Source organism: Plantactinospora sp. CNZ320, from assembly GCF_002846275.1.
In genome coordinates this window covers 1,473,938-1,499,832 of sequence record NZ_PJMP01000001.1, presented here as the reverse complement: position 1 = coordinate 1,499,832, position 25,895 = coordinate 1,473,938, and the positions used below count along the sequence as shown (strand labels likewise).

The following is a 25,895-nucleotide window of genomic DNA, read 5'->3' as shown; positions in this document are numbered from 1 at the left end:
CCACGGTAGCCGGCACCGCTCGCGTACCGTCGGGCCATGGATCTCTTGCGGCACCTGCGCTATTTCGCGGTGGTGGCCGAAGAGCTGCACTTCGGCCGGGCCGCCGAACTGCTCGGCATCGCCCAGCCCCCACTGAGCCAGTCGATCCAGCGGCTGGAGCGGGAGCTGGGTGTCGAACTGTTCGACCGATCCCGGCGCCAGGTCGCACTCACCTCCGCCGGCCGGCTGCTCCTCGACGAGGCGCGTGGCCTGCTCGCCGGCGAGCAGCGGATGCGGACGCTCGTGCGCATGGTGCGCGACGGTACGCTGGGGACACTGCGCGCGGGCGTACCACCGGAAACGGCCGCCGTCACGCTCCAGGCCCTCCTGCGGCAGCTCACCGAACAGCTTGCCGGGCTCGATGTCGATCTGCAGGAGCTGACCACCGGCGAGCAGTTGCGGATGCTCGCCGACGCCCGGCTCGACATCGGCCTGGTACACCACCCGGTGGACGCACCTGAACTGCGGTTTCATCCAGTCACCCGGACCCGGCTCGGGGTGGTACTGCCGCGCGCGTCGCCGCTGGCCCGGCGAACCGACCTGGCGTTGGCCGACCTCGCCGGCCACGACCTCGTTCTGCCGCCCCGCACCACCGCGCCAGGCTGGCACGACCATGTCCTCGATGTGTGCCGGCAACACGGCTTCGCGCCGCCGCGGGTCCGCCATGCCCGCAACCCCGAGTTCCTGCTGGGGCTGGTACTTGCCGGACACGGCGTCGCGTTCGAACCCGAGAGCGCCGCACGCCGCGAGCCGCGCGTGGTGTGGCGACCCCTCACCGGACACCCGCTGCACAGGACCACCCTGGCAGCCTGGCCTGCGCGGTCGCACCATCCGGCGGCGGAACGATTCGCGGAGATCGCCGCGGCGACGCTGGGCGGGGAGGCCCCGCCGATGGCTGTCCCCCGGGCGGATGCGGCGCGCCCGTGGAGCATCGTGTTCGCCCCGCACAGTGCTGGTACCGGCCGTGCTCTGGCAACGGCACCTGCCGGACCGGCCGGTAGGGAGTGCCAGGTCAACGGCTGATCCTGGTTGTCGAGGTGGTCAGTGGTTGGCCAGGGAGAAGTCCGGCAGCAGAGCGGGGAGTTTCCGGGCGCCCTTGTCGGTGATCGTCAGGGTGCGTTCACCGTCTCGGCGTACCAGTTCGGCGGCGAGGAGCACGTCGAGCACCTCGGCGCCGAGTACGCCACCGAGGTGCGGCAGCCGCTGGTTGCGGTCGAGGCAGGCGGTGGCGAGCTTGCGCCGTCCGGGGCGTACGGCGTCGAGGTCGACCCCGAGGTCGCCGAAGGCGCTCGGGTCCTGGCCGAGCCGCAACTCGTCGTGCTGCCCGTCGGGTGGCACCAGTGCGCCCCGCTGGACCAGGGCGGCGAAGACCGCCACGCCCAACCGGCCGGCGCAGTGGTCGTAGCAGGTGTGGGCGATCTCGGCCGGTGACGGCGGCGGGGCGGGGCGCGGGCCGGGGGTGTCCGGGCGGCCGTGCCGGGCCAGCGCGGTGAGCACGTCGACCGTGTCCGGACTGGCCAGTCGGTAGACCACGTGCCGTCCGCGCTGCTGCACGGTGACCAGCCCTCGGGCACGGAGCCGGGCCAGGTGGTTGCCGAGCCGTGGCGCGCTGACCCGGAGCGCGTCGGCGAGCTGGGTCATCGTGTGCGGGCCCTCGACTGCCAGCAGTTGCAGGGCGGTCAGCCGGATCGGGTCGGCGAGTTCGCGGGCCAGTGAGGTGGCGGCGGCCAGCATCGGGTCGTCGGGATCCACCCAGCCGGTCATGCCGCGTCTCCTCCTCCTCCGGGGCCGTACCAGGCAGCCTCCCGGGAGTACCAGTCAGCCTTCGGGCCCTACCAGGCAGCCTAACACCATTCATGATTTCCTGAACTCCGGTTGCGCGGTCGGCGGCTCCTCGTTACGTTCACATTTCAGGATTCACTGAAAGGTGGTGGACGTGTCGGCAACCGTTGTCGCGAGCGGCCCAGGAACCGACGACGTGACCACCGCCGGGTTGCGCCGGCTGCTCTGGGGCCGGGGCGTATCGGCGCTCGGCGACGGCATGTGGTTCACCATCTGGGCGCTCTACCTCACCCGGATCGTCGGCCTCCCGGCCGGGACCGTCGGCGTCGGCATGGCGGTCGCCGCCGCCTTCGGCCTCGCGGCGGCGGTACCGCTCGGCGCACTCGCCGACCGGCACGACCCGCGCCGGGTACTCGTGGCGATCACGGCGGTCCGGACCGTCGGCATGGCCGGTTACCTTCTGGTGGACGGGTTCTGGAGCTTCCTCCTCGTCACCGTCGCCTTCGTGGCCCTGGCCAACGGCGGCAGCGCGGTGCGCACCGCCCTGGTGGCGGCGCTGGTGCGGGACAACGCCGCGCGGGTGCGGGAACTGGCCCGGCAACGGGTCGCCCAGCACATCGGGTACGCCGCAGGTGCGGCTCTCGGCGCCGCCGTACTCGCGGTGGACCGTCCCGGCGGCTACACGGTCGCGATCGTCGTCAACGCGGTCACCTTCGCGGTCTTCGGGATCGTCGCCGCCACCGTTCCCGGGCGGCGGACCGGCCCGGACGCTGGCTCGACCCGGGCGGTCCGGGCCAACGTCCGGGCGGCCGTCGGCGACCTGCCGTACGTCGGGGTCACCGCCACCGTCGCGCTCTTCTCGCTCTGCTGGGCGATGCTCTCCACCGGGCTGCCGCTCTGGATCGCGGAGTCGACCCGGCTGCCGCTGGTGCTCAGCGGCATCGTGGTGGTGATCAGCTCCGTCGGCATCGCCGTCGGGCAGGTGCCGGCGACCCGGCTCGCCCGCACACCGGCCTCGGCCACCCGGACGGCCGTCTGCTCGGGCGTCGCGCTGGCGGTGAGCTGCCTGCTGCTGGCCGGCACCGCGGGCGGGGCCGGGCCGGTGGCGGTCATCGTCGTGGTGGTCGCGGCGCTGGCCCACCTGGCAGGTGAACTCGGGTACGTCGCGTCGAGCTGGACCCTGTCGCTGGGACTGGCCCGGGAACGGGCGCTCGGCGCGTACCAGGGGTTGGCCGAGGCGGCCACGGCGACGGTGCAGATCTTCGGACCCGCCCTGTTCACCCTCGCCGTGGGCACATACGGCACCGTCGGCTGGCTCGTCGTCGCCGCGATCTTCCTGATCGCCGCAGCACTGCTTCCGGTGCTCGTCCGGCGGGCCCTGCGTGACCGCCCGGTCAACCCCTGACCGCCGCTCGCCGAGGCTAGTCGCTGCTGTTGGCGATCGCCTCCTCGAACTCGCCCCGCACCTTGTCGCCCCCGGTGCTCCGCCACTGCTTGACGGTCTCGTCCCAGTTCGAGACGGGCTTGCGTCCGCTGAGGATGCTCATCTGGGCGTCGTTGACTATCGTGCCGAGTTGCCCGGAGCGCCGCGACCAGGTGTCGGAGAAGAGTCCGAGGGTGGGATCCTTGACCGCGGTCGGGATGATCGACTTCTGGTACTCGTACGACTTCCGGGTCGCCGCCGCCTCACCCGGTACGAAGATCACGTCGGGGGCGTCCACTATGTAGCGGATCCCGAGTGCCGTCTGGCTCACCCCGGCCTGGGTCAGCTGCGGACCGCCGCCGGTCATCCGGTAGTGCACCCCGGCGACCCCGTACCGGCGCACCAGCCACTCCTCGGTGCCGAACGGCGCGGCTAGCCAGTTGCAGACCTTCAGCAGCGCCCGGATCCGACCCTCGTCGGCCTTCTTGAACGCGGTGAAGTTGTTTGTCGCCTGGGCCTGCCAGGTGGCCGCGAACCCGCCACCGCCGTGCAGGGGCGGCCGCATCCCGCCGATGTCGAAGTCGGCACCCGCGATGTTCTCCGCGTAGAACTGCGGCCAGGCGGTGTACCGGTCCGTGATCATCAACGCGCTGCCGGCGTTGAACCACTTCTTCGCCGGCGCGTTGTTGCTGAAGCTGTCCGGATGCACCACGCCGTCCTTGACCAGCCGCGCGGTGTCGGCGAGTGCCTGGCTGAACTCCTCGCTCTCGTACGCGCTGACCAGCCTGCCGCCCTCGATCTTCCACCGCCACGGGTTGCCGAGCATCTGCCGGACGAAGTCGAGCGGTGCCTGGGCCAGCGCCCAGCGGTTCGCCCGAGCATCGGTGATCTTGCGGCAGACGTCCCGGAACGCGGCGAAGCTGTCCGGCTGGACGTCGGCGCCGAGCTTCTTGAACAGGTCGTCCCGGCGCATCAACAGGGTGCCGCCGATGCCCCTCGGCACCGGCAGGCCGTAGATGCCGCCGTTGTAGCGGCAGTCCCGCCAGGCGTCGGTGGGCAGGTTGGCCAGGAACGGGTACTCCTGCACCGCGTTGCCGGAGAGGTACGGGCTGAGGTCCTGGCACTTGGCGGCGAGCCAGGCCGGCAGGTTGGCGGTACCGGCGGGCAGCCCGTTCGGGGTGTACAGCGCCGGCACGATGACGTCCGGCAGGTCGTCCCCGGCGACCAGGGTGGCGAACTTGGTCGGCATGTCGGAGTTGGGCACGATCGTCAACCGCAGGTCGACGCCGAGCCGCTGGTTCATCTCCTGCCAGAACGGGTTCTGCCCGACCGCCGGCGGCACCGGCGAGTTGGTCAGGACGAAGGCGGAGAACTCCCCGCCGTCGCCGGGCGGACCGTCGGTCGCCCTGACCGGCGGCTCCGGATACTTCAGGAAGGCGTCCAGCAGCCCCTGCCGGTTGCCCCTCAGCTCAGGGGTGACCCCGGTGTACGGGAGGTAGTTCGGCAGTCTCGCCGAGCCGCTGGCCCGGTTGCGGTCGCCGTCCGTGGCGGTGCCGCCCTCGCCGCAGCCGGCCAGCAGCCCGGGGGTGGCGAGAGCGGCGGCGGTGCCGAGCGCACCGGTGAGAAATTGTCGGCGTCCAATCGCCGGTTGACCTGTCATCGTCTGCTCCTTGGCGTAACGCCTGCGGGGATCGGGGGAGGAGGAGCGGTTTCTTCAGCCCTTGACCGCGCCGATCAGCACGCCCTTCGTGAAATGCTGCTGCACGAAGGGATAGACGACGAGGACAGGGACGATGGAGAGCACCAGGATGGCCATCTGGACCGCCTCCTGGGGCGGCAGTGCCGCGCCGGCCGAGCCGAGCTGGTCGACGCCGAGCTGGGTCTGGTTCACCACGTAGGTCCGCAGCACGAGCTGCAACGGCCACTTCGCGGTGTCGTTCAGGTAGAGCAGGGCGCTGAAGAACGCGTTCCAGTACGCCACCGCGTAGAAGAGGCCGATGACCGCCAGCACGGCCCTGCTCAGCGGCAGCACGATCCGGAACAGGATGGCGAGGTCACCTGCACCGTCCATCCGGGCACTGTCGATGACCTCCCGGGGCAGGTCCATGAAGAACGCCCGCAGGATGATCACGTTGAACGCGTTGACCGCGACCGGCAGGATCAGCGCCCAGTAGCTGTCCAGCAGTCCGAGGCTCTTCACCACCAGATAGCTCGGGATGATGCCAGGGGCGAAGAGCAGCGCGAGGAGCACGACCATCAGCAGCGGCCGGTGTGCCACCGACCGGGGGCGGCTCAGGCCGTACGCCAGCAGGATGGTGGTGGACATGCTCAACGCCGTACCGGCCACGGTGACGAAGACGCTGACCAGTGTCGCCCGGGTCACCACGCCACCGGAGAGGATCGCGGCGTACGCGGCGAAGCTGACTTCGTCCGGGACGAGTACGAAGCCGCCGTCCCGGGTGATCTGCTCGTGCGTGGCGAGGCTCGTCGAGACGATCCCGAGGAAGGGTACGAGCACCGCCGCACAGCAGAGCGCCAGCACGACGCCCTTCAGTGCGCGTACCGGTCGGGACGCGGCGGGGACCCCCGCGATGGTGACCCGGTTGCTCATCGCTGGTAGACCCCCTGCTCTCCGAAACGGTGCGCGAGCCGGTTGGCGCCGAGCACCAGGAGCAGCCCGACCAGCCCCTTGACCAGGCCGACCGCGGCGCTGACCCCCCAGTCACCGGCGAGGATCCCGTTGTTGTAGACGTAGGTGTCGAGCACCTCGCTGGCCTCCGCCCCGACCGCCGCCTGCTGGAGCACGATCTGCTCGAAGCCGACCGTGAGCGCGTCACCGAGCCGCAGGATCAGCAGCAGCACGATCAGGCCACGCAGCCCGGGCAGGGTGATGTGCCACAGTTGCCGCCAGCGGGTGGCACCGTCCACAGCGGACGCCTCGTAGAGCGTGCCGTCGATCCGGGACAGCGCGGCCAGGAAGAGGATCGTCGCCCAGCCGGCGTCCTTCCAGAGCACCTGCCCGGTGACCAGGGCGAAGAACGCGTCCGGGTTGCTGACGATGCTGACGGTGCCGAGGTCGTGATCCCGGAGGAAGTTGTTGAGCAGACCGCCGTCGCCGAGCAACTGCATGAAGATCGCCACCACGATCACCCAGGAGAGGAAGTGTGGCAGATAGAGGACGCTCTGCACGGTCCGCTTGAGCCGCTCGGACATCAGGCTGTCCAGCAGCAGCGCGAGGGCGATCGGGGCGGGGAAGACGACGAGCACCTGGAGCAGGGTGATGATGAGGGTGTTGGTGAGTGCGTTCAGGAACGCGGGATCGCCGTTGACGATGATCCGGAAATTCGACAACCCGGTCCACGGGCTGTCGAGAATTCCGACGTACGGCTGGTAGTCCTTGAACGCGATGACGTTGCCGAGCCACGGTAGATAGTGGAACGTCAGCAAAAGCGCGAGCCCGGGAAGTGCGGCGAGTAGCAGGATCCGGTCCCGCCGTACCCGTTCCCACCACGACAACCCGGCCCACCCCACTCAGTACCGCCGGATGCGACGCGTGGACACGATGGATCGCGACAGTTCCGGAAGTCGGCTGTTACATCCGGGTAAACCTAGAGTCACCCCAGTAGAGCGTCAAGACACGAATCGATGCCAGTTGCGCGGCCTGTTCAGCGGCGCGGAGCAACCGCCCGGGGTGAACACCGGGCAGCGGATCGCGGCGGACGCTCAGTGCTGGAGGGCCCTGGCCAGTACCGTGACGTCCTCGTCGCCGAGCCCGTGCTCGACGGCCCGCTGCCACTGCGCGGCCAGGCTGTTCGCCACCGAGAACCGGTCGATGTCGACCTCGTGGAGCGCCAGGTTGACGTCCTTGAGCCCGAGGGAGAGCGAGTACTGCGCGGAGTATTCGTCGCGGCCGATCCGCTCCAGCTTCTCCGCCGCCCAGGGCGAGACCAGCGGGCTGCCCCGCAACGCGTCGAGCACCGCCGCCCGGTCCAGGCCGAGGGCGTGCCCGAGCGCCATCGTCTCGGCGATTCCCTCGGCCAGGAAGGCCAGCAGCATGTTGTTGACCAGCTTGAGCCGGGAACCGGCGCCGACCGGGCCGGCCCAGACGGTCCGCTGCCCGAGCGCGTCGAAGACCGGGGCGATCCGCTCCCGGGCCTGCTCGGGGCCGGAGGCGAGCACCACGAGCTGACCCCGCTCGGCCGGGCCACGGCTGCCCGCCACCGGCGCGTCCAGCAGGATCACGTCCGGGCGCTGCTCACGGACCAGTCCGGCGATCCGCTCGGTGTCGGAGACCCCGATGGTGCTCATCTGGGCCCAGATCGCGCCCTCGGCCATCCCGGCCAGCATGCCCTGGTCGATCGCGATGGAGCGGACCGCGTCGCCGTTCGTCACCATCGTGATCACCACGTCGGCCCCGCGTACCGCCTCGGCGGGACTGTCGGCGACCTCGGCACCCTGTTCGCCGAGGAGCCGGGCCGGTCCCGGCCGGCGGTTCCAGACGACGGTCGGCAGGCCGGCCCGGACGAGGTTGGCCGCCATCGGCTGACCCATGCCACCCAACCCGAGTACGGCCACCCGCTGCGTCCGCGCCATCGAAACGTCCTCCCGTAGGTCGTGCCTCCATCCGGCAGCGTAGGGGAGCGGGCCGCGCCGTCGACCCGAAACCCGGGCCGAGTCGCCTGGCCGGTGACATGTCGACTGGTGCAGGTGACAGGTCGACCGGATCGCTAGTGCGGGAAGGCGCGGGGCTTGCGGCTCGACACGTCGTACCGGAAGTCGTCGATGCGTGACGCCACCTGGCGGGCTCCGACGGTGCGCTCCAGACGGTCGAGATAGAGCGAACGCCGGGCCAGGGCGCCCAGCTCGACGGTGAAGTAGATCGCCATCAGCGGGTTGACGAAGAGGGTGCTGCCGCTGGTCCGCCGGGTGAACTGGACGTCGCCGACCTCGCCCCGGGTGGCCGCCGCGATCTGCCCGTTGACGATGCTGGGCCGCAGCGGGGTGGCGGCCTGGGCGCGGGCGACCGCCTCCCGGTACAGGGTCGCCTCCCGGCTCCGACCGGGGATCGACAGCGCGCCCAGATAGGCCCCCTCGCGATCCAGCGCGGCGAGGTTCTCCAGCACCTGCACGTGGTTGACCCCGTGGTACGCGTCGATGCCGAACCCGAGGCAGCAGACCAGCCGTACCGGCACCGTCAGCCCGGCGACCGCACCGAGGCTGGTCATGTCCTCGACCGGAGTGCCGAGCCCGGCCTCGTCGCCGCGCAGCAGGATGTCGGTGCCCCCGTCGACAAGTACGATCGCGTCCACCTCGAACCGCTGCACCAGGTGCCGGTACGCCTTGCGCAGCGGCTGCACGCCGGTGCGGGGGAAGGCGTGCACCGTCGACGGGAAGCCGCGTTCGGCCAACCACTCCGCGAGGGCACGCTCCGGAAAGTAGTCGGCGGGACCCTTGGTCTCCGGGGTGACCGCCGCGACGTTCTCGGCCAGCCAGCTGTCCAGGTCGAGCAGTTCGAGTTGGGCGAACGAGTAGTTGGCCAACTGCACCTGGACCCCGGCGTCCCAGAGCGCGATTGCCAGCGGAAGTCCGGCGTAGACGTCGAAACCGCCCCCGGCCCCGGCGATCAGCACGCTGCGCGCGCCGGCCAGTGCGTCGAACAGCGGCGGCGTCGCCAGTCCGGCCACCGGGCCTCCCCACGATCGTCGTCCCGACCCGCCCGACCGGCGGCGGCCCCGGAGCGGACCGTCGGCGAATACTACTCAGCTGCACCGCTCGGCATCGAACCAGTTCAACCGGTCGGCACCGAGCCGGTTCAACCGGTCAGCACCGAGATCGCGGCGACCAGGTAGAGGCAGCCGCCGAGGCTCACCGCGATCCCGGCCACTGCCGGCAGCCAGGCTGCGGCGGTCGCCGCCACCGGCCAGCGCCGGGTCGTCCCGGCCAGCAGCGCGACGCCGCGGATGGTGAGCACCCCGACCCCGGTCAGCGTGCCGGCCATGCCGATGCCGAAGGCGAGCACCAGGACCAGCCCGTCCAGGGCCCGACCGGTCAGCAGGCCGCTGACCAGCACCAGGAACGCGGACGGTGAGGGCAGCAACCCACCGGAGAGAGCGAGCACGGTCAGCCCGCGCCGGGACCACGGATCGGTCGGCGCCGGTACGTCGTGCCGATGCCCGTACCCGTGATCATGCCCGTGCCCGCGATCGTGATCGTGATCGGGTGCCGGGCCGGACTTTTGCCCGTGTCCGACGAGGACATGACTGTGACTGTGGGGGTGGGAGCCGTGGGCGCGCAGGTGTCGCCAGCTCAGGTGTGCGCCGACGCCGATCACCAGCAGTCCGGCCGCCACCTGCATCCACGCCGTCAACGTCTTCGTGCCGAGGCTCGCGGCGCCGCTGAGTCCGACCCAGGCGAGCGCCAGCACCAGGACCGAGAGGGTGTGCATCGCCGCCACGATCACGCCGAGCCGGACCGCGTCCCGGTAGCGTCCCCGGGTGCCGACCAGGTACGCCGCCGTCACGCTCTTGCCGTGGCCCGGGGCGACCGCGTGTGCCGCGCCGACCCCGAGCGCCACCACCAGGGCGAGCCAGAAGACTCCCCGGCCGTCGAAGAGGGCAACCAGCCGGCCCTCGAACCCGGTCACGACCGGCCTCCGGCGCGCCGCCGACGCAGCCGTACCGTGACCAGGGCGGCGACCCCGACGAGCAGCGCGGCGGCGACGCCGCCCAGGGTAGCCACGCTGCTCGCCGGCAGGCTTCCCGCGCCGGCCGTGAACCGCACCCGGTGGGTCTGCTCGGCGGCGGTGAAGAGCGTCCGGTCCGGCGCCGCCGGGGTCTGGCTGGTGAGCATCGTCCGGTACGCCTCGTTGAGGTCGGTGAGCGCGCCGACGGTGACGTCGAGGTCGACCACCTCGGCCGGGCAGTCGAAGACGAGTCGGGCGCCCTCGTCGAGCAGCCGGTCGAGGGTGTCGAGCCGGCCCGGACACGGGGTACCGTCCTGCCGCACCGCGATCCGGTCCAGCAGGTAGTCGTGCACCCGGGGCGAGCGCTGGAGCTTCTGTTCCCCGGTGAGGTCGGTCGCGACGGCGCCGAGCGCCGGGTCCTCGAAGGCGCCGAGCGACTGGCCGAGCGCCACCCAGTCGTCCTCGGCGGCGAGCCAGGCGATGTCGACGCGGGAGCCGTGCACGCTGATCCGCGCGGTCGAGGGCGGGCCGAACGGGTGCGCGGCGGCCGGGGCCGCCGGGACGGCGAGCCCGGAGAGCACGGCGAGCGCGGCCAGGCCGAGCGCGACGGCCGGCGACGGGAAGCGGGCGATCAAGGAGTCTCCTGGGGTACGAGCCGAGCCCGGACCACCGCCGGGCGGCGACGGTCCGGGCCGGGCGGGAACTACTTCGTCACGGTGATGGCCGGACTGGTGATCTGCTGGTTCTCGCTCTCCAGGTAGACCACGTGACTGGTGTTCTTCTTCGCCGACGGCGGCAGCGCGAAGCTGTACTCCAGCCGCCCCAACTCGTCGGCCTTCCGGTAGCCGATGAAGACACCCTTCCTGCCCGCGCCGTCCTTGGCGTTGCGCAGGTAGACGGTGACCTCCTCGCCGGGGTCGTAGCCGTAGGCGTTGATCTTGACCTTGCCCTTGGCCTCGACGATGGTCTTGTTGACCCTGACCTGCTCGCCGACGGTGTTCTCCGGGGTACGCAGCTCGTTGACGGTACGCTCGCCGGCCGCGTTCTTCCGGATCACGACTCCGTCGTGGTGCTGGCCGTTGGCGTACCGCGCCTCGTACCGGATGCTGTCACCTGTGACGTCGATGAGCTGGTAGAGCTGCTTGTCCTCAGCCTGGCTCATGATGTCGGCGTTGTTGCCGGTCCAGACCGAGCCGTCGACGTCGTACATCTTGCCGCCGGAGACCGACACCGCGTAGACGGTGCTGTCGTGCACGGTGAGCGACCGGCGCGACGAGGTCACGCTGCCCCGACCGTACGTGTGGTCGTGGCCCTGGAGCACCAGGTCGACACCGTACTTCTCGAACAGCGGGCCCCACTGTGCCCGGACCACCGGGTTGTTCCGGCCCTCCGCCGTCGAGTAGACCGGGTGGTGGAAGGTCACCACCGTCCACTTGTTCGGGTTGTTCCTGAGCAGCCGCTCCAGCCACGCCGTCTGCGCCGCCATCACGTCCGGGATGCCCTGCACGTTGGTGTTCAGCCCGATGAACCGGACACCCTGGTAGTCGACGGTGTACGCCGTCTTGGCCAGCTCCGCCGGCCAGCCCGCCGGCCCGTTGTCCGGGTACGGGAACTGCGGGGTCCAGAACGACGACAGCGCGCTGCCGCTGTACTCGTGGTTACCGGGGATCGAGATGTTGTTGATCTGGCTGTCGATGAAGCCGCCGGCCTGGTACCACTGCCCCACTGCTCCTCGCTGTTGGCGGAGTCGATGAGGTCACCGGCGTTGACGATCAGCTTGGCCTGCGGGCGGTCCGCGAACGCCTGCCGGAAGACCCGGGGCAGCGCCGAGTCGAGATAGTTCTGCGCGTCGCCGTAGTAGATGAACGAGAACGGCTTGGCGTCGGCGGTCGCCGTGGTGAAGTCGGTCCAGGCGCTCCAGTTTGTGCCGTCGCCGACCCGGTAGGTGTACCGGGTGCCGGGCTTGAGGCCGGCGAACTCCACGGTGTGGTAGGTCGAGGCGTACCCGAGGGAGGTGTTGACCGACTTGGTCGACATCGCCTTGACCACCGAGACCGTGCCGGCGGCCGGCGTCACCTGGCCGAGCGCGGCGGGCGCCTCCAGAATCTCGGCCTGGGCCCACTCGGGGGTGGCCTCGGCCCGCCAGGTCACCCGCTGCGAGGTGGCCGGGGCGGTGGTCGGGGTGAGGATGATGCGGTCGGGCATCGGGGACGGCCGGTGGATCTCGGCGGCCGGGTACTTGCCGGGTGCGGCGTCACCGAACGCCACCGGGCTGACCGCGAAACCGCCGACGAGCATGGCTGCGGTGCCGATGGCGGCAAGCCTGGCCCGCCGGGAGCCCAGGATCCAGGGTCTCTTGACGTCAGTCACTACAGGGATCACCTTTCGGGGTGAAAGCGGGTACTGCCGCCGGCCCGCAGCCGGTGGCCAAGGGCATTCAGCCAGAGGTGGGAGACCGGCGGTCGACCGTCGACTGGACGCCGGGTGAACGAGCCTGACCAGCGGATTAATTCATGATCAACGCGGGGTGCCGGGTGCCGGGCTTCATCCTGCGGTGGCAGTGCGGCCATCGGCCGGGAACCGGCCGTTCACCCGGGCCCACCTACCATGCCGGCGGCAGGTCACCCCGTGTCCCGCCTGCCGGCAGCCCGCCCGATCGACGACCCGTACGGAGCACGATGAAACTGCCGTCCCGCCGCTGGGCGATGGTCGCCACCGTCGGCACCCTGGCGGCGCTCGCCGCGATCGAGCCGACGGTCGCGCCGCCGATCGTCAAGGGGGACGGCTTCGTCACCGCGCAGACCGGTGGCCTGCTCAACATCGAGGGCGGCGAGTGCTTCTCCGACCCGGTGTACTCCCGGGAGGCCGCCGAGGTGGTCGTCCGGTACGAGCCGTGCGAGTCCGGTGCCGACAACCAGTCGTACGGCTTCCTGCGCGCCGCCGACGGGCCGTGGGACCGCGTCGGGCTGGCCGACTTCGGCTGGCAGGGCTGCCGGGGGTACTTCGACCGGCGCTGGCCGGACGGCGAGCGCGGCACCCTCGACTTCTATCCGGTCCTGCCGACCGAGCAGACCTGGGCGGACGGCGACCGTACCGTGATGTGCGTGGTCTACCGGCCACGCGGCCGGCTCACCGACTCGGTCCTGCCGCTGCGCTGACCGGGCGACGCCCACCCCGGCGCCGTTGCCGATGGCCCGGCGCTCTTGCCGAGGCACCGGCGCCCCGGCCGCTGGACCGGCGTTCTTGCCGCTGGACCGGCGCTCTGGTCGACGGTGCTCAGGCGCGCAGGCCGCCGTCGACAGGCAGGCAGACGCCGGTGACGAAGGAGGCCCGGTCACTGAGCAGCCAGGCGGCCGCCTGGGCGATCTCGTCCGGCTCGGCGGCCCGACGCAGCGGGGTGAGTTCGTTGAGCCGGTCGACGGCGGCCGGCTCGTCGTCGGCCCACTGCCGGATCACCCCGGTCATCGTGGTACCCGGGGCGATGGCGTTCACCCGGATGCCCTCCGGGCCGTACTCGACGGCGGCGGTCTCGGTGAGGCTGTTCACCGCCCGCTTCGTCGCCGCGTACGGCCCCAGTCCCGGTGCACCGCGCAGGCTGCCGACACTGCTGACGTTGACTATCGCCCCCGAGCCGGCGGTGGCCCGGATCGCCCGGATCTCCGCGGTCATCGCGAGGAACAGCCCTCGATAGTTGACCGAGGTGACCAGGTCGAAGTCCCGCTCCTTCGCGTTCACCATCGGGGTGTGCGGGATCGAGATGCCACCGTTGTTGAACGCCACGTCGAGCCGGGCGTGCAGCCGGATCACGCTCTCCACCGCCGCCTGGACGCTGGCCCCGTCGGTCAGGTCGGCGACCACGTAGTCCGCGGTACCGCCCGCGTCGCGGATCTCCCCGGCGACCTCGGCCAGTTCCGCCTCGGTCCGGGCCGCCAGCACCACTGTGGCACCCTCGCGGGCGAACAGCCGGGCGGCGGCGGCACCGATGCCGCGCCCCGCACCCATCAGCAGCGCGACCTTGTCACCGAGCAGGCCGGTGCTGCCGCCCACGGCGTTGGTTCCGGTCATGAGATCACTCTCTCATCACCGAACGGTGATCCGCAGGCACGCTCCGCATCTGCTCCCTACGGGCGGGCACGGGTCACCGACTGAGCTGGACGTGGCCTTGGTCGCCAGCCGCCTCCAGGTCCCAGTACTTGCCGAAGGCCTGCAACCGGCCGAACCTGATCCGGCCGAAATCCGCCGGAAGGTGCGGGTCGATCAGCAACCGACCGTCGCGGGCGTCCAGGCCGAGCAGGGTACGCACGAAGAGCAGCGGCGCCGCGCTGGCCCAGGCCTGCGGGGTGCACGCCGTCGGGTACGGCACCGGCTTGCGGCCGTACGAGCGGTCGTAGCCGGCGAACGCCTCCGGCAGCCGGTGGGCGGAGAAGTCCGCCGCCTCCAGCATCGCCACGATCACCCGGGCCGCCTCGTCGCGGTACCCGTACCGGGCCAGCCCGTGCGCGATCAGCGAGTTGTCGTGTGGCCAGACCGTGCCGCTGTGGTAGCCGATCGGGTTGTAGCACCTGTCGGTCGTCGAGGTGGTCCGGATGCCCCAGCCGGAGAACATGTGCGGGGCGAGGAGCTGGCCGGCGACCACCCCGGCCCGCTCCGGCGGCACGATGCCGCTCCAGAGCAGCTGCCCCATGTTCGAGGTCATCGAGTCGATCCGGCGCTTGTCCCCGTCGAGGCCGACCGCGTAGTACCCGCCCCGGTCCTCGATCCAGAAGTCCCGGTTGAACCGCTCCCGGAGCTGGTACGCCTCGGCGCGCAGCCGCTCGGCCAGCTCCGGATCCCGTAGCGGGCCGTCGGCGAGTTCGGCGATCCGCAGTTTCGCGTCGTACGCGTAGCCCTGGATCTCACAGGTGGCGATCGGCAGTACCGGGATCGTGCCGTCGGAGTAGGCGATGCCGTCCGGGGAGTCCCGCCAACTGTGGTTGCCGAGCCCCTGCGGCGACCGGGTGGCGTACTCGACGTACCCGTCCCCGTCGAGGTCGCCGTAGCGGTCGATCCAGTTCAGTGCGGCGTGCACGTTGTCCCGGAAGCTCCGGACGAACTCCTCGTCCGACGTCCAGCGCCAGTACTCGGAGAGCAGGATCAGCCAGAGCTGGGTGGCGTCGGAGGTCCCGTAGTAGGGATTGTGTGGCTTCTCGCCGGTCCGGGTCAGCTCGCCGCTGCGTACCTCGTGCAGGATCTTGCCCGGTTCCTCGTCCCGGAAGTCGTCCAGCCTGCTGCCCTGGTAGTTGGCGAGCGACCGGAGGGTGCCCCGGGCCAACCGTGGCCCGAACGACAGCGACTGGTACGCCGTGACCAGCGAGTCGCGGCCGAAGACGGTGAGGAACCAGGGCAGGCCGGCAGCCGGCAGCACGATCGTCTCGCCACCGATGGTCTGCTCGATGCGCAGCGCCACCAGGTCCATCTTGGACTTCTCCATCACCCGGCTCAGCAGGTGGGAGTCGAGATCCTGCGAGGGACACTCGTCCCGCCAGGTGTGCGTGGGGTCCTCGCCGACCAGGTCGAAGCCCTGACCGAACCGGCGGTGCAGCGAGGGCAGCTCGGTCGGCCGGCGGGGCAGTGCCACCGACACCTCGGCCTCCCACCTCAGCCCCGGTTCCAGCCGCAGGTCCCAGATCAGGTCGTTCTCCTCCACCCGGTCGGCCGGCGGCGACACCCGGATGTCGGTGACGGCGGTGAAGTCCGCGTTGCGGTAGGTGAAGCAGAGCCGGGAGCCGTCGGTCGAGTAGTCCCGGGTGATGCTCGCCGAGCGGTCCCGTACCCGTTGCTTGATCTCGAACAGGTCCGCGAAGTCGGTGCCGACCCGCAGCCGGAGCTGCACCGACTGCACCTCGGTGGCGAAGCACTCCAGCTCGATCCGCTCCTGCATCATGTCGCTGATGAACCGCTGCCTGCGCACCCCGACGCTGTTGGTCGGCACGTGCGGCAGGTCGGAGTTGGTCAGGAAGAAGGCCGCCGAGTCGTCGTCGACCAGTCCCGAACTGAGGATCAGCAGCGGCGCCCCGCCGAGGGTCAGCTCCCACTGGCTGAGCAGCCGGGTGTCGTCGTGCACCAGCCCGCCGATGGTGCCGACCGGTACGTCCCCGGCGGCGTTGCTGACCATGAACGACCGGCCCTCGACCACCGCGACCGCGTCCGGGCCCAACTCCGGCGGCTGGGTACGCACCACCGAACTCGGCGCGTTGCTACTGGTCACCACCCCCGGGGTCGGGTCGGCCGGAGTGGGACGCCGGACAACATTCGTCACGGCAGCCCCCTTCGCCCGGACGAGAAGCGTGGCCATCCTGTCGACGCCAGCCTAGGCAGCGCCGGGGCGGCACCGGTGCCGAACGACCCAAGAAGGCTCCTAGAGCCGGCCGTCCGGGTAGCGGGTCAGGTAGCCGCCCATGGTCCGGAAGTAGTCGGCGGCGGAGTGTTCCCGGTCGTCGTCGGTGCGTACCCGGGTGATGGCCAGACCGGGGCGGTGCCCACGGCGCGCGTCGGCGCCGGCCACGACGACCACGCCGTCGCCCTCCCGGTAGAAGATCCGGCCGGGCGTGCCGCCGTAACGGCCATCGGAGACCCGGGCGGCCAGGATCCGCAGTCGCGCGCCGTCGTGGTGGGTGAAGGCGTTCGGGTACGGGTCGGACTGCGCCCGGACCAGCCGTTCGATCTCCTCGGCGGGCCAGTTCCAGTCGATCCGGCTCTCCTCGATCGAGCGCTTGTGGAAGAAGCTCGCCTTCGACCGGTCCTGCGGGGTCCAGTCGGTGCGGCCGGAGGCGATCAGTGCCAGCCCGTCCACGGTGATCGGGCCGAACAGTTCCAGCGTGCGGTGGAACAGGTCGGTGGTGGTGTCGGTCGGGCGGACCGGTATCGCGCGTTGCAGCACGATGTCACCGGCGTCGAGGGTCTCGTCCATCAGGTGCGCGGTGACCCCGACCTCCTCCTCGCCGTTGAGCAGCGCCCAGATCAGCGGGCTGAACCCGGCGTACGCGGGCAGCAGCGAGTCGTGCACGTTCAGCGTCCCGTACGGCGGCAGGTTGAAGATCTCCGGCGGGATCCAGGTACGCCAGTTGGTCGCCACGATCACGTCGGGCGCGGCCTGCCGGAGCCGCTCCATCAGCTCGGGGTCGCCGGGACGCTTGCGCAGCAGCACCGGTACCTCGTGCTTCTCGGCCAGTTCGGCAACCGAGTCGTCCCAGATCTTCTCGTACGCGTGTTCGCTGCGCGGATGCGTGACGACCAGGGTCACCTCGTGCTCGGAGTCCAGCAGCGCCTGTAGGGTCCGGTGCCCCCAGGTCTGGTAGCCGAACATCACAACCCGCATCGACGGTCTCCTCTTCGATCGGCTCGTCCCAACCCGTCCCGGCCCGGCACAGTCAGGTCAACTCGTCCATATTGTTCTTGACCTTGGTGTAGGTTAGCCTAACCTAAATGCCACGGATGGTCGACCGTCCGCGCCAGCCGCACTCGTCAATACGAATCAGGTCCTCCACCACGCCGCCGACCGGCCGGCAGACTGATGGGACAGGTATGTCACGAACCATTCGCAGCGACGACTCCCAGGTCCACGATCTCCTCGGCATCGGCTTCGGTCCGTCGAACCTCGCCCTGGCCATCGCCGTCCGGGAGGCCAGCGCCGGCCCGGACCGGATCGGCAGCGCCGTCTTCCTGGAGCGCCAGCCCAGCTTCGGCTGGCACCGGGGAATGCTGCTCGACGACGCCACCATGCAGGTGTCGTTCCTCAAGGACCTGGTGACGCTGCGCAACCCGGCAAGCGGATTCAGCTTCCTCTGCTACCTACAGAGCCGGGACCGGCTGATCGACTTCATCAACCACAAGAACCTCTTCCCGTCCAGGGTCGAGTTCCACGACTACCTGGAGTGGGCGGCGGCGCAGGTCGACGACATGGTCCGGTATGGACACGACGTGGTCGAGGTCCGCCCGGTCCGGCAGGATGGCGAACTCGACCACTTCGAGGTACTGGCCCAGGCCGGGCCGTGCTCCGCCACCCCGGTCAGCCACCGGGCCCGCAACCTGGTGCTGGGGGTCGGGCTGCGGCCGTACCTGCCGGCCGGGATCACCCTGGACACCCGGGTCTGGCACACCCGGGACCTGCTGCCGAACCTGCGTGGCCTGGTGCCGTCGGCGCCGACCCGGTTCGTCGTGGTCGGCGCCGGGCAGAGCGCGGCCGAGGCCGTCGACCACCTGCACCGCGAGTTCCCCGCCGCCGAGGTCTGTGCGGTCTTCTCCCGGTACGGCTACAGCCCGGCCGACGACAGTTCCTTCGCCAACCGGATCTTCGACCCGGCGGCAGTGCAGGAGTACTTCACGGCACCGCCGGAGGTGAAGGAGATGATGCTCGACTACCACGGCAACACCAACTACTCGGTCGTGGACTCCGAACTCATCGACGAACTCTATCGGCGGGTCTACCAGGAGAAGGTACGCGGCGTCGAACGGCTGCGGATCCTCAACCTGACCCGGCCGGTCGAGACGGTCCGTACCCCGGACGGGGTGCGGATGGTGGTGGAGTCGCTGGTCACCGGGGAGCGGACCGTGCTCGACGCCGACGTGGCGGTCTTCGCCACCGGATACCGGCCGGTCGACCCGTTCGACCTGCTCGGCGAGGCGGCACAGGTGTGCCTACGCGACGAGGCCGGCCGGGCCGTGGTCGACCGCGACTACCGGCTGCGTACCCGCCCGGAGGTCCGGGCCGGCATCTACCTCCAGGGCGGTACCGAGCACAGCCACGGCATCTCGTCCTCGCTGCTGTCCAACACCGCCGTACGGGCCGCCGAGATCCTCGGCTCGATCCGCGCCCGCTCGGCCGGCCCGGCACTCGACCGCCAACCCGAGTACGTCGGCGCGCCCGCCCCCGCCTGATACAACAGGATCGCCGCTCGCCCTGCCAGCTCGCCCGGGGACGGTGGGTCGGCCAGTCCGGCGCGGGGCAGTACCGGTTCAGTCGGCGGTGGTCGACCGGCCCTCGTCCGCCGACGGTCCCGGCCCGTGACCGGGATCCGCGGCCGGCTCCTCGGCTCCACCCTGGTCCGGGTCGGCCGGGGTCGGGTCGGTGCGGCGGTTCCACTCGAAGGTGACCTTCATGTGCGCCTCGCCGGTGGTCTCGGCGACCACGAAGCCGCCCTTCGCAGCCACCTTGAGACCGAATTCGATCGCCACCCGGTCGGCCCCGCCGGCGTCCCGGGCCCGGTCGGCGGCGCTCTGGGCGAGCCGGTGGAACCGGTCGAACGCCTCGCCGAACGTCTCTGACAACCGGGCGACCACCTCGCGGGACCGACCGGCCGGGGCGACTCCGGTGACCTGATGGGTCACCTCGACCAGCACCGTGCTGTCGCCGTCGACCGGAATCTCTACGTAGTAGGTCATTGCCGTCCTCACCGGTCGACGAACTGCGCCGGCCCAGTGTAGTGCCGGATCACCACGGTTGCGGACTCGACGACGCCCCGGGGCGGGCCGCCGTCGACCCGGCGACTTGTCCGAGGTCGATACCCTCGGAGACTCCAGTTCGGAGCGGTCCAGTTCGGAGCGGTCCAGTTCAGAGTGGCCAGTTCAAGTGGTCCAGTTCGCCAGCGGGAGGCCGATCGATGCCCCACCTCACTCCGTCGGACATCCGCAACGTCGCATTCCGGAAGCCGTCCCTCGGCCGGCGCGGGTACGACGAACAGGAGGTCGACGAGTTCCTGGACGCGGTGGAGAGCACCATCTCGGCACTGACGGAGGAGTTGGCGGCGCTGCGTGGGCAGTCGACCTCCACAGCCGCTGTCGCACCGTCCGTGGCCGCACCCGGGGTGGGCGTCGAGCCGCAGGTCGCGATCCTCGCCCAGCTCGAAGAGATCAGGGCCCGACTCACCCGCATCGAGGCGGCGGTCGCGGGTGGCGGCCCGAGGTCGCCGTTCGGCGATCCGTTGTTCCGAAGTTGACCGGGCGAGCGGTGCCTCGGTTGTCGACCAGCCCTCGCCAGGAGTCCTGATGCCGCGAGTGCACTCGTACACTCGCCGGGACGGCACCCGGGTAAGAGGGCACTACCGGTCCCGTACCCGGCGCCCGGGTGTCCGCCGCCCGTACCCGCGCCGACGTCGCGGCGGCAGGTCGGCTCCGGACCGGTCGGGCTGGTGGTTCGCCGGGGTGGTCGGAGTGCTGGTACTGGTCTGGCTGGTCGTTGACTTCGTCCAGCAGTACCCGGTCCGGGCGCTGGTCATCGCGGTCGGGCTGTTGGCGGCCGGCGTCGGGGTGCTGACCCTGCTGGTTCGGGCACGACTCCGGGAAGAGACCGAGACGGCGGTACGCGCCCGGTACGTCGAGACGACCGACACCATGACCGGGGCGGAGTTCGAGCGCTGGGTGGCCGCCCTGCTGAACCGCTCGGGTTTCTCCCGGGTGACCGTCTGCGGTGGTGCCGCCGACCGGGGAGCGGACATCACCGCTGTCTCCCCGGACGGTCGACGGGTCGTCGTGCAGTGCAAGCGGCACAGCCCGACGAACCGGGTGGGCAGTGCGGCGATCCAGCGGTTCGCCGGCACCTGCCGGAGCATCCACCGGGGCGAGATCTGCGTGATCGTCACCAACGGGTTCTTTGCCGCCGGTGACGGGCTGCGACTCGCCCATGAGCTGGGGATCGGGCTGGTCGACCGGTCGGCACTGGGGGAGTGGGCGTACGCCGGGACGCCGCCCGCGTTGCTGGGTCGACGCTGAGCATCGCTCGACATGGCGCGTGGGGGTGCTCTGTCCGATGGAGGATCAGGCCCTACCGCCCAAGCGGCTTTACCATGTCCGGGTGGGGCACGAGATCACTGCACTGCTTGTGCGTGAGCCGTTCGACGATGATGTCGCCCGCGAGTGGGACATCGTCGGCGTCCCGCTCGATCGCGGGCTGCGCCTGGTGCACCTCAGCCACTACTACACGGCTTACTGGCAGGCTCGGCGCGGGGAGACCCGCAAGCTCGACGTGCCGGTCGGCTTTCCTGGAACCTTCCCTCGGGAGGCAGTGGTGGCCAGCCTGGCGGCCGAGGTCCCCGGTGCGGCGTCCCGGCAGCAGCAGCCGACGTTCGCAGTGGTGATGACCGAGTACTCCGGCGGAGTTGGCGGGCAGTGGGCTTGCGCGTTCGTCGCTGGCCGCCGGGTGCCGGAGGCTGTCACCATCAACGCGGCGCTGCAAGTGCTGGGCGTTCACGCGACCGACGGTGTCGACGAGTTCGACAGTGTCGGTCTCGGCCGCCATCGCAGCTCGCCGGAGGGCCTCGATCGCTACGTCGACCTGTGCGACGAGTTGGGTGTCTGAGCGCACGGGCCGTGGCCCAGGACGCGTTGATGGTCCGGGATCCGGACGCCACCCGGCCGGCCGATGCCCTGCTTCCCGGACGACGGGAGCCGGACGGTCCGGCACGAGGGGCTGCACGCGATGCCCTGACCGCCCTCGACCGGCGGTCGTGCCGGATGCCGTTCGCCGGTCGAGGCAGGATCGTCAGGCGCGGGCGGCCAGCAGCGGCCGGGGGTGGTGCCGGCTGGTCGGGATCACCAGCGGAGTACCGGTCAGCGGGTCGAGGCTCACCTCGCACCTGACGTCGAAAACCTCGTCGACCACCTCGGCGGTGACCACGGCCGACGGTGCACCCTGGGCGACGATCCGGCCAGCCTTCATCGCGATCACGTGGTCGGCGTACCGGCACGCCTGGTTGAGGTCGTGCAGCACCATCACCACGGTACGGCCGTCCCGTCGGTTCAGGTCCACCACCAGGTCGAGTACGTCGATCTGGTGCGACAGGTCGAGGAAGGTGGTCGGCTCGTCCAGCAGCAGTACCGGGGTCTGCTGAGCCACCGCCATCGCGATCCAGGCCCGCTGCCGCTGCCCGCCCGAGAGTTCGTCAACCGGCCGGTCGGCCAGCTCGGTCACCCCGGTCGCGGCGAGCGCCTCGGTCACCGCCCGCTCGTCCTCCGGCGACCACTGCCGCCACCAGGTCTGGTGCGGCGAGCGGCCCCGGCCCACCAGGTCGATCACGGTCAGCCCGTCCGGCGCGACCGGAGCCTGCGGCAGGATCCCCACCTGGCGGGCGACCTGCCGGGTGGGCAGCGAGTGGATCGCCCGACCGTCGAGCTGGACGCTTCCGGCCGTCGGGTTGAGCAGCCGGGCAAGTGCCCGGAGCAGGGTGGACTTGCCGCAGGCGTTGGCGCCGACGATCACACTGATCCGGCCCGCCGGTATCACCAGGTCGAGGTCGTCGACGACCACCCGGTCGCCGTACGCCAGGCGCAGCCGTTCGGCCCGCAGTTCGGGGTGGTCGGCCGCGCCGCCCGGCGGGGCGTCGAGCACGGTGTCGGTGATTGTCAGATCCACTGTCACGTCAGCCTCCAGAACCGGCGCGGTTGGCCCGGACGAGTAGCCAGAGCAGGAATGCCGCGCCGAGCGCCCCGGTGACCACGCCGACCGGCAGGTCGACGTCCGGGATGATCCAGCGGGCCACCAGGTCGCTGGCCGAGACCATCAACGCCCCGGTCAGCGCGGACACCAGCACTGGCGGGGCGGAGAGCCCCGCCAGCCGCTGGGCGATCTGTGGTGAGGCCAGTGCCACAAAGAGCACCGGCCCGGTGGCGGCGGTGGCGAACGCGACCATCGCGACGCCGACGAGCACCAGGCAGAGCCGGGCCAGTTGCACAGGCGTACCGAGCCCCTGGGCGACCTCGTCGCCGAGGTGCAGGGTACGGGTCCACCGCCCGAGCAGCATCCCGGCGGGCAGCAGCACCAGTACGGCGGCGGAGAGCGGGCCGACCGTCTCCCAACCGCGACCGCTGAGGTTGCCGACCAGCCAGCCGAGCGCCGCCTGCGCCTCGGCGAGCTGTGCCCGGGTCAGCAGGTAGTCGGTGGCGCTGGCGCACATCCAGGAGACGGCGATGCCGACCAGCACGATCCGGTATCCGGTGGCGCCACGCCGCCAGGCCAGCAGGTAGATCAGCGCGGCGGTGACCAGCCCACCGGCCAGGCCCAGCGCCGGCAGGCTGAGCCCGGCACCGCCGAGCACGATGGCCGCCACGACGGCGGTGGTGGCACCGGCGTTGATGCCGATCATGTCCGGGCTGGCCAGCGGGTTGCGGGTGATGGTCTGGAAGATCGCCCCGGAGACGGCGAACGCGGCACCGGCGAGTACGCCGGTGAGCGCCCGGGGCAGCCGCAGCTCCCGGACGATGAAGACCTGAGCCGGATCGCCGGAGCCCCAGAGCGCGGGGACCACCTGCGGCAGGCTGACCGGATAGTCGCCGGTGGCGATGCCGACGCAGAAGACCACGAAGGCGAGTACGGCGAGACCGAGGCAGCAGGCCAGCACCCGCCAGCGGAGTACGCCGGAGACGGGCGGCCGGCTGATCCGGAACGGGGTACGGCCGCCGGTGCGGCGCAGGTCGAGGAGGGTCATCGGGTCAGAGCTCCGCGAGCCGGCGGCGCCGGACCAGCATGATGAAGAACGGACCGCCGATGAAGGCGGCGATGATGCCGACGCCTACCTCGCTGGGCCGGGCGATGACCCGACCGACGATGTCGGCCAGCAGCAGCAGGCTCGGCGCGAGCACCATGGTGAACGGCAGCAGCCAGCGGTGGTTCGGGCCGGTGATCAACCGGGCCACGTGCGGCACCACCAGGCCGACGAAGACGATCGAGCCGGCGACCGCGACCGCGGCTCCGGCGAGCAGGGTCACCGCCAGGGTGCCGAGCAGGCGTACCAGGCCGACCCGGCGGCCGAGCGCGGCCGCGACGTCGTCGCCGAGGGCGAGGCTGTTCAGCGCCGGGGCGGAGGCGAGCGCGAGTACGGTGCCCACGGCCAGGAACGGCAGTAGTTGAGCGATGGTGCCGAAGTCCGGTCCGGAGAGCGAGCCGGCGGCCCAGAACCGGTAGCGGTTGAGCGCGTCCGGGTCGCGTAGCACGACGGCGCTGGTCACCGAGTTGAGCAGGAAGGTGATCGCGATCCCGGCCAGCGCTACCTTGACCGGGGTGGAGCCGCCCCGGCCGACCCCGCCGAGCAGGTAGACCACCACGCTGGCCAGCAGGGCACCGGCGAAGGCGAACCAGATGTAGCCGTAGAGCGTGGCGATGCCGAACCAGGCGATCGCCACGACGATGCCGAGCGCGGCACCGGCGGTGACGCCGAGCAGACCGGGATCGGCGAGCGGGTTGCGGGTCAGTCCCTGCATCAGCGCGCCGGAGAGGCCCAGTGCCATTCCGACCAGCAGGCCGAGCACAGTGCGCGGCAGGCGTACGCCCCAGATGATCGCCTCGATCTGCGCATCGGCGGTCCGCGCGGCGGCCCGGTCGAGCAGGGTCTGCACCACCTGGTCCAGCGGGATCTGCCGGCTGCCCACCGCGACGGAGAGCAGGGAGAGGACGATCAGGACGGTCGTGGCGACGAGGAAGAGTCCGACCGGACGCCTGGATCGGTGGCCCGTCGCCCGGGCGGGCGCGGGCCGGCTTACCGGTGGTGCCTGGTCGGTTGTCACACGGTCCTCAGGTTTCTTCCGCGATTCTGTGTCAACGCTTCACTTCTTAGGGTAGGTATACCTTAGTTCACCGCTTCGATGGATGGGGAGGCCCGCTCCGGCGAGGCTGTTGAGGTTAGGTAAGGATTACCTTACTATCACCGTCATCGGTACCGGCCGCCGGTGCCGTGCCCGAAATCCGGGCAACCGTCGCCCGATCACCGGACAACCGTCGCCCGATGTCGCGCGATCAATCCGAGCTTGCGAGCGTCCGGGCCTCCGAGCTTCCGGGTGGAGTGCCGGACCCGCCGAGACCGAAACGCGCCCGGCCACCCCATCCGCGACGGGACCCCCAGAGAGACCGAAGAGGAGCCGATGTCCACGACACCTGCCCGCACGACGCGTACCCGGCCGGTAGCCCAACTCGCGGCGGCGCTGGCCGTCCTCGCCGTCGGCCTGGCCGGTTGCGGCGGTGGCGACGACGGCGCCGATCCGACGCCCTCCGTGAGCACCGGCGGCACCTTCCCGGTGACGGTCGAGCACAAGTACGGCAGCACCGAGATCACCAAGGCGCCCACCCGGGTCGTCACGCTCGGGCTCAGCGACCAGGACCCGGTACTCGCCCTCGGGGTCGTGCCCGTCGGTGCGATCGACTGGTTCCTGGAGCGGCCGTACGGCAAGTGGCCGTGGGCGCAGCCGCTCTGGGGCAGCACCCCGCCGGAGATCGTCGGTGAACGGGACGACTACAACCTCGAGAAGATCGCGACACTGCGGCCGGACCTGATCATCGGCCTCTACTCCGGGATGACCCAGGAGCAGTACCAGAAGCTCTCCCAGATCGCCCCGACCGTCGCCCAACCGAAGGGCTTCGCCGACTACGCCGCACCCTGGCAGGAGATGACCCGGCAGGCCGGCCGCGCCCTCGGCAAGCCCGAGCAGGCCGACAGGCTGATCGCCGACGTCGACGCCCGGTTCGCCAGGGCCCGGCAGGAGCACCCCGGATTCGCCGGCCGGACCGTCGCGGTGGTCGACCCGTACGAGGCCGGCAAGTACGCGGTCTTCGCGCCGAGCGACCCGAAGGTGGTCTTCATGACCCAGCTCGGCTTCAAGGTGCCCGACAGCATCGTGCAGGCGGCCGGCAAGGAGTACGCGGCCGAGATCGGCTCCGAGCGGCTCGATCTGGTCGACGTCGACAAGCTGCTCTTCCTCACCTCCGACGCCAGCGCCGAGCCTCGGGTGAAGGCGGACAGCGTCTACGCCACCCTCGACGTGGCGAAGCAGAACCGGGCGGTCTTCCTGCCGTACGAGAACCCGCCGCTCGGTGGTGCGCTCTCGTTCAGCACCGTACTCAGCGTCCCGTACGCGCTGGACCAGATCCTGCCGCTGCTCGGCGACGGCTGACCCGCCGGCCGCACCGCCACGACTCCACTCCGGACCGATCCCACCCGCTCGCGAGAG

The 25,895-nt window shown here is 71.0% G+C and carries 24 protein-coding genes and 1 pseudogene; 8 read left to right on the top strand and 17 right to left on the bottom strand.

Annotation, left to right across the window (positions count from 1 at the left end):
- The first annotated feature begins 36 nt into the window (after positions 1-36).
- Positions 37-1,062, top strand: a complete 1,026-nt coding sequence (locus tag CLT71_RS06440) for a LysR substrate-binding domain-containing protein (protein ID WP_101366299.1) — start codon at positions 37-39, stop codon at positions 1,060-1,062.
- A gap of 18 nt (positions 1,063-1,080) precedes the next feature.
- Here the strand turns inward: CLT71_RS06440 and CLT71_RS06435 are convergent, their stop codons facing one another.
- Positions 1,081-1,803 (bottom strand): metalloregulator ArsR/SmtB family transcription factor, encoded by a 723-nt coding sequence (locus CLT71_RS06435; RefSeq protein ID WP_101366298.1) that lies wholly within the window; start codon positions 1,801-1,803, stop codon positions 1,081-1,083.
- 172 nt (positions 1,804-1,975) lie between these two features.
- Between CLT71_RS06435 and CLT71_RS06430 the strand changes: the two genes are divergently transcribed.
- Positions 1,976-3,226, top strand: a complete 1,251-nt coding sequence (locus tag CLT71_RS06430) for an MFS transporter (protein WP_199187532.1) — start codon at positions 1,976-1,978, stop codon at positions 3,224-3,226.
- 16 nt (positions 3,227-3,242) lie between these two features.
- Here the strand turns inward: CLT71_RS06430 and CLT71_RS06425 are convergent, their stop codons facing one another.
- The 9 genes and pseudogenes from CLT71_RS06425 to CLT71_RS37815 all read right to left on the bottom strand — a co-directional run.
- Positions 3,243-4,904, bottom strand: a complete 1,662-nt coding sequence (locus CLT71_RS06425; RefSeq protein WP_101366297.1) for an extracellular solute-binding protein — start codon at positions 4,902-4,904, stop codon at positions 3,243-3,245.
- Positions 4,905-4,958: 54 nt separating this feature from the next.
- Positions 4,959-5,855: a carbohydrate ABC transporter permease gene (locus CLT71_RS06420; protein WP_101366296.1), complete on the bottom strand. Its 897-nt coding sequence runs from the start codon at positions 5,853-5,855 to the stop codon at positions 4,959-4,961.
- Positions 5,852-6,760 (bottom strand): ABC transporter permease subunit, encoded by a 909-nt coding sequence (locus tag CLT71_RS06415; protein WP_199187531.1) that lies wholly within the window; start codon positions 6,758-6,760, stop codon positions 5,852-5,854. The genes CLT71_RS06420 and CLT71_RS06415 overlap by 4 nt, the downstream gene beginning before the upstream one ends.
- 207 nt (positions 6,761-6,967) lie before the next feature.
- Positions 6,968-7,951 carry an NAD(P)-dependent oxidoreductase gene (locus tag CLT71_RS06410; protein ID WP_486483654.1) on the bottom strand — a complete coding sequence of 328 codons (984 nt, stop codon included), beginning with the start codon at positions 7,949-7,951 and terminating at the stop codon, positions 6,968-6,970.
- Positions 7,952-7,971: 20 nt separating this feature from the next.
- Positions 7,972-8,928 (bottom strand): DUF1152 domain-containing protein, encoded by a 957-nt coding sequence (locus CLT71_RS06405; protein ID WP_101366294.1) that lies wholly within the window; start codon positions 8,926-8,928, stop codon positions 7,972-7,974.
- A gap of 128 nt (positions 8,929-9,056) precedes the next feature.
- Positions 9,057-9,887 (bottom strand): HoxN/HupN/NixA family nickel/cobalt transporter, encoded by an 831-nt coding sequence (locus tag CLT71_RS06400; RefSeq protein ID WP_101366293.1) that lies wholly within the window; start codon positions 9,885-9,887, stop codon positions 9,057-9,059.
- The gene (locus CLT71_RS06395) at positions 9,884-10,561 is read right to left on the bottom strand and encodes a hypothetical protein (RefSeq protein ID WP_101366292.1); all 678 of its coding nucleotides are present in this window, start codon (positions 10,559-10,561) and stop codon (positions 9,884-9,886) included. The genes CLT71_RS06400 and CLT71_RS06395 overlap by 4 nt, the downstream gene beginning before the upstream one ends.
- A gap of 68 nt (positions 10,562-10,629) precedes the next feature.
- A complete protein-coding gene (locus CLT71_RS37820; RefSeq protein WP_486483089.1) occupies positions 10,630-11,652 on the bottom strand; it encodes a metallophosphoesterase family protein in 1,023 nt (340 codons plus the stop codon).
- 227 nt (positions 11,653-11,879) lie between these two features.
- Positions 11,880-12,131 (bottom strand): annotated as a pseudogene (locus CLT71_RS37815) (fibronectin type III domain-containing protein); the annotation flags it as partial.
- Between the two features lie 473 nt (positions 12,132-12,604).
- Here CLT71_RS37815 and CLT71_RS06385 point away from each other — a divergent pair.
- Positions 12,605-13,084, top strand: a complete 480-nt coding sequence (locus CLT71_RS06385) for a hypothetical protein (protein ID WP_101366291.1) — start codon at positions 12,605-12,607, stop codon at positions 13,082-13,084.
- 118 nt (positions 13,085-13,202) lie between these two features.
- Here CLT71_RS06385 and CLT71_RS06380 read toward each other — a convergent pair whose 3' ends face one another.
- The 3 genes from CLT71_RS06380 to CLT71_RS06370 all read right to left on the bottom strand — a co-directional run bounded on the left by CLT71_RS06380 (position 13,203) and on the right by CLT71_RS06370 (position 17,283).
- Positions 13,203-13,991: a glucose 1-dehydrogenase gene (locus CLT71_RS06380; RefSeq protein ID WP_101366290.1), complete on the bottom strand. Its 789-nt coding sequence runs from the start codon at positions 13,989-13,991 to the stop codon at positions 13,203-13,205.
- A 73-nt stretch (positions 13,992-14,064) separates the two neighbouring features.
- Positions 14,065-16,224 (bottom strand): amylo-alpha-1,6-glucosidase, encoded by a 2,160-nt coding sequence (locus CLT71_RS06375; protein ID WP_486483088.1) that lies wholly within the window; start codon positions 16,222-16,224, stop codon positions 14,065-14,067.
- 99 nt (positions 16,225-16,323) lie between these two features.
- Positions 16,324-17,283 carry a methionyl-tRNA formyltransferase gene (locus tag CLT71_RS06370; protein WP_101366288.1) on the bottom strand — a complete coding sequence of 320 codons (960 nt, stop codon included), beginning with the start codon at positions 17,281-17,283 and terminating at the stop codon, positions 16,324-16,326.
- A gap of 206 nt (positions 17,284-17,489) precedes the next feature.
- Here CLT71_RS06370 and CLT71_RS06365 point away from each other — a divergent pair, with 206 nt between their 5' ends.
- Positions 17,490-18,842, top strand: coding sequence for a lysine N(6)-hydroxylase/L-ornithine N(5)-oxygenase family protein (locus CLT71_RS06365; RefSeq protein ID WP_101366287.1), 1,353 nt, complete (start codon positions 17,490-17,492; stop codon positions 18,840-18,842).
- Positions 18,843-18,920: 78 nt separating this feature from the next.
- On the opposite strand, the gene CLT71_RS06360 is transcribed toward CLT71_RS06365, so the two are convergent.
- Entirely contained in the window at positions 18,921-19,346 is a 426-nt protein-coding gene (locus CLT71_RS06360) for a CU044_2847 family protein (RefSeq protein WP_101366286.1), read from the bottom strand.
- Positions 19,347-19,564: 218 nt separating this feature from the next.
- Between CLT71_RS06360 and CLT71_RS06355 the strand changes: the two genes are divergently transcribed.
- The 3 genes from CLT71_RS06355 to CLT71_RS06345 all read left to right on the top strand — a co-directional run bounded on the left by CLT71_RS06355 (position 19,565) and on the right by CLT71_RS06345 (position 21,258).
- The gene (locus tag CLT71_RS06355; protein ID WP_101366285.1) at positions 19,565-19,900 is read left to right on the top strand and encodes a DivIVA domain-containing protein; all 336 of its coding nucleotides are present in this window, start codon (positions 19,565-19,567) and stop codon (positions 19,898-19,900) included.
- Positions 19,901-19,949: 49 nt separating this feature from the next.
- Positions 19,950-20,672 carry a restriction endonuclease gene (locus tag CLT71_RS06350; protein ID WP_101366284.1) on the top strand — a complete coding sequence of 241 codons (723 nt, stop codon included), beginning with the start codon at positions 19,950-19,952 and terminating at the stop codon, positions 20,670-20,672.
- Between the two features lie 82 nt (positions 20,673-20,754).
- Complete coding sequence (locus tag CLT71_RS06345; protein WP_143743380.1) at positions 20,755-21,258, top strand: hypothetical protein; 504 nt, start codon at positions 20,755-20,757, stop codon at positions 21,256-21,258.
- Between the two features lie 183 nt (positions 21,259-21,441).
- Here CLT71_RS06345 and CLT71_RS06340 read toward each other — a convergent pair whose 3' ends face one another.
- The 3 genes from CLT71_RS06340 to CLT71_RS06330 form a co-directional block, all read right to left on the bottom strand.
- Complete coding sequence (locus CLT71_RS06340; RefSeq protein ID WP_199187866.1) at positions 21,442-22,245, bottom strand: ABC transporter ATP-binding protein; 804 nt, start codon at positions 22,243-22,245, stop codon at positions 21,442-21,444.
- A 73-nt stretch (positions 22,246-22,318) separates the two neighbouring features.
- The gene (locus CLT71_RS06335) at positions 22,319-23,383 is read right to left on the bottom strand and encodes an iron chelate uptake ABC transporter family permease subunit (RefSeq protein ID WP_101366281.1); all 1,065 of its coding nucleotides are present in this window, start codon (positions 23,381-23,383) and stop codon (positions 22,319-22,321) included.
- A gap of 4 nt (positions 23,384-23,387) precedes the next feature.
- Positions 23,388-24,458, bottom strand: coding sequence for an iron ABC transporter permease (locus tag CLT71_RS06330; protein WP_101366280.1), 1,071 nt, complete (start codon positions 24,456-24,458; stop codon positions 23,388-23,390).
- Between the two features lie 354 nt (positions 24,459-24,812).
- Between CLT71_RS06330 and CLT71_RS06325 the strand changes: the two genes are divergently transcribed.
- The gene (locus CLT71_RS06325) at positions 24,813-25,838 is read left to right on the top strand and encodes an iron-siderophore ABC transporter substrate-binding protein (protein WP_101366279.1); all 1,026 of its coding nucleotides are present in this window, start codon (positions 24,813-24,815) and stop codon (positions 25,836-25,838) included.
- Positions 25,839-25,895 lie beyond the last annotated feature (57 nt).

Bases quoted from the DNA above. Each gene is read 5' to 3' on its own strand.
- CLT71_RS06440 (WP_101366299.1), top strand. From the start codon at position 37: ATGGATCTCTTGCGGCACCTGCGCTATTTCGCGGTGGTGGCCGAAGAG.
- CLT71_RS06435 (WP_101366298.1), bottom strand. From the start codon at position 1,803: ATGACCGGCTGGGTGGATCCCGACGACCCGATGCTGGCCGCCGCCACC.
- CLT71_RS06425 (WP_101366297.1), bottom strand. From the start codon at position 4,904: ATGACAGGTCAACCGGCGATTGGACGCCGACAATTTCTCACCGGTGCG.
- CLT71_RS06420 (WP_101366296.1), bottom strand. From the start codon at position 5,855: ATGAGCAACCGGGTCACCATCGCGGGGGTCCCCGCCGCGTCCCGACCG.
- CLT71_RS06385 (WP_101366291.1), top strand. From the start codon at position 12,605: ATGAAACTGCCGTCCCGCCGCTGGGCGATGGTCGCCACCGTCGGCACC.
- CLT71_RS06380 (WP_101366290.1), bottom strand. From the start codon at position 13,991: ATGACCGGAACCAACGCCGTGGGCGGCAGCACCGGCCTGCTCGGTGAC.
- CLT71_RS06370 (WP_101366288.1), bottom strand. From the start codon at position 17,283: ATGCGGGTTGTGATGTTCGGCTACCAGACCTGGGGGCACCGGACCCTA.
- CLT71_RS06365 (WP_101366287.1), top strand. From the start codon at position 17,490: ATGTCACGAACCATTCGCAGCGACGACTCCCAGGTCCACGATCTCCTC.
- CLT71_RS06360 (WP_101366286.1), bottom strand. From the start codon at position 19,346: ATGACCTACTACGTAGAGATTCCGGTCGACGGCGACAGCACGGTGCTG.
- CLT71_RS06355 (WP_101366285.1), top strand. From the start codon at position 19,565: ATGCCCCACCTCACTCCGTCGGACATCCGCAACGTCGCATTCCGGAAG.
- CLT71_RS06350 (WP_101366284.1), top strand. From the start codon at position 19,950: ATGCCGCGAGTGCACTCGTACACTCGCCGGGACGGCACCCGGGTAAGA.
- CLT71_RS06335 (WP_101366281.1), bottom strand. From the start codon at position 23,383: ATGACCCTCCTCGACCTGCGCCGCACCGGCGGCCGTACCCCGTTCCGG.
- CLT71_RS06325 (WP_101366279.1), top strand. From the start codon at position 24,813: ATGTCCACGACACCTGCCCGCACGACGCGTACCCGGCCGGTAGCCCAA.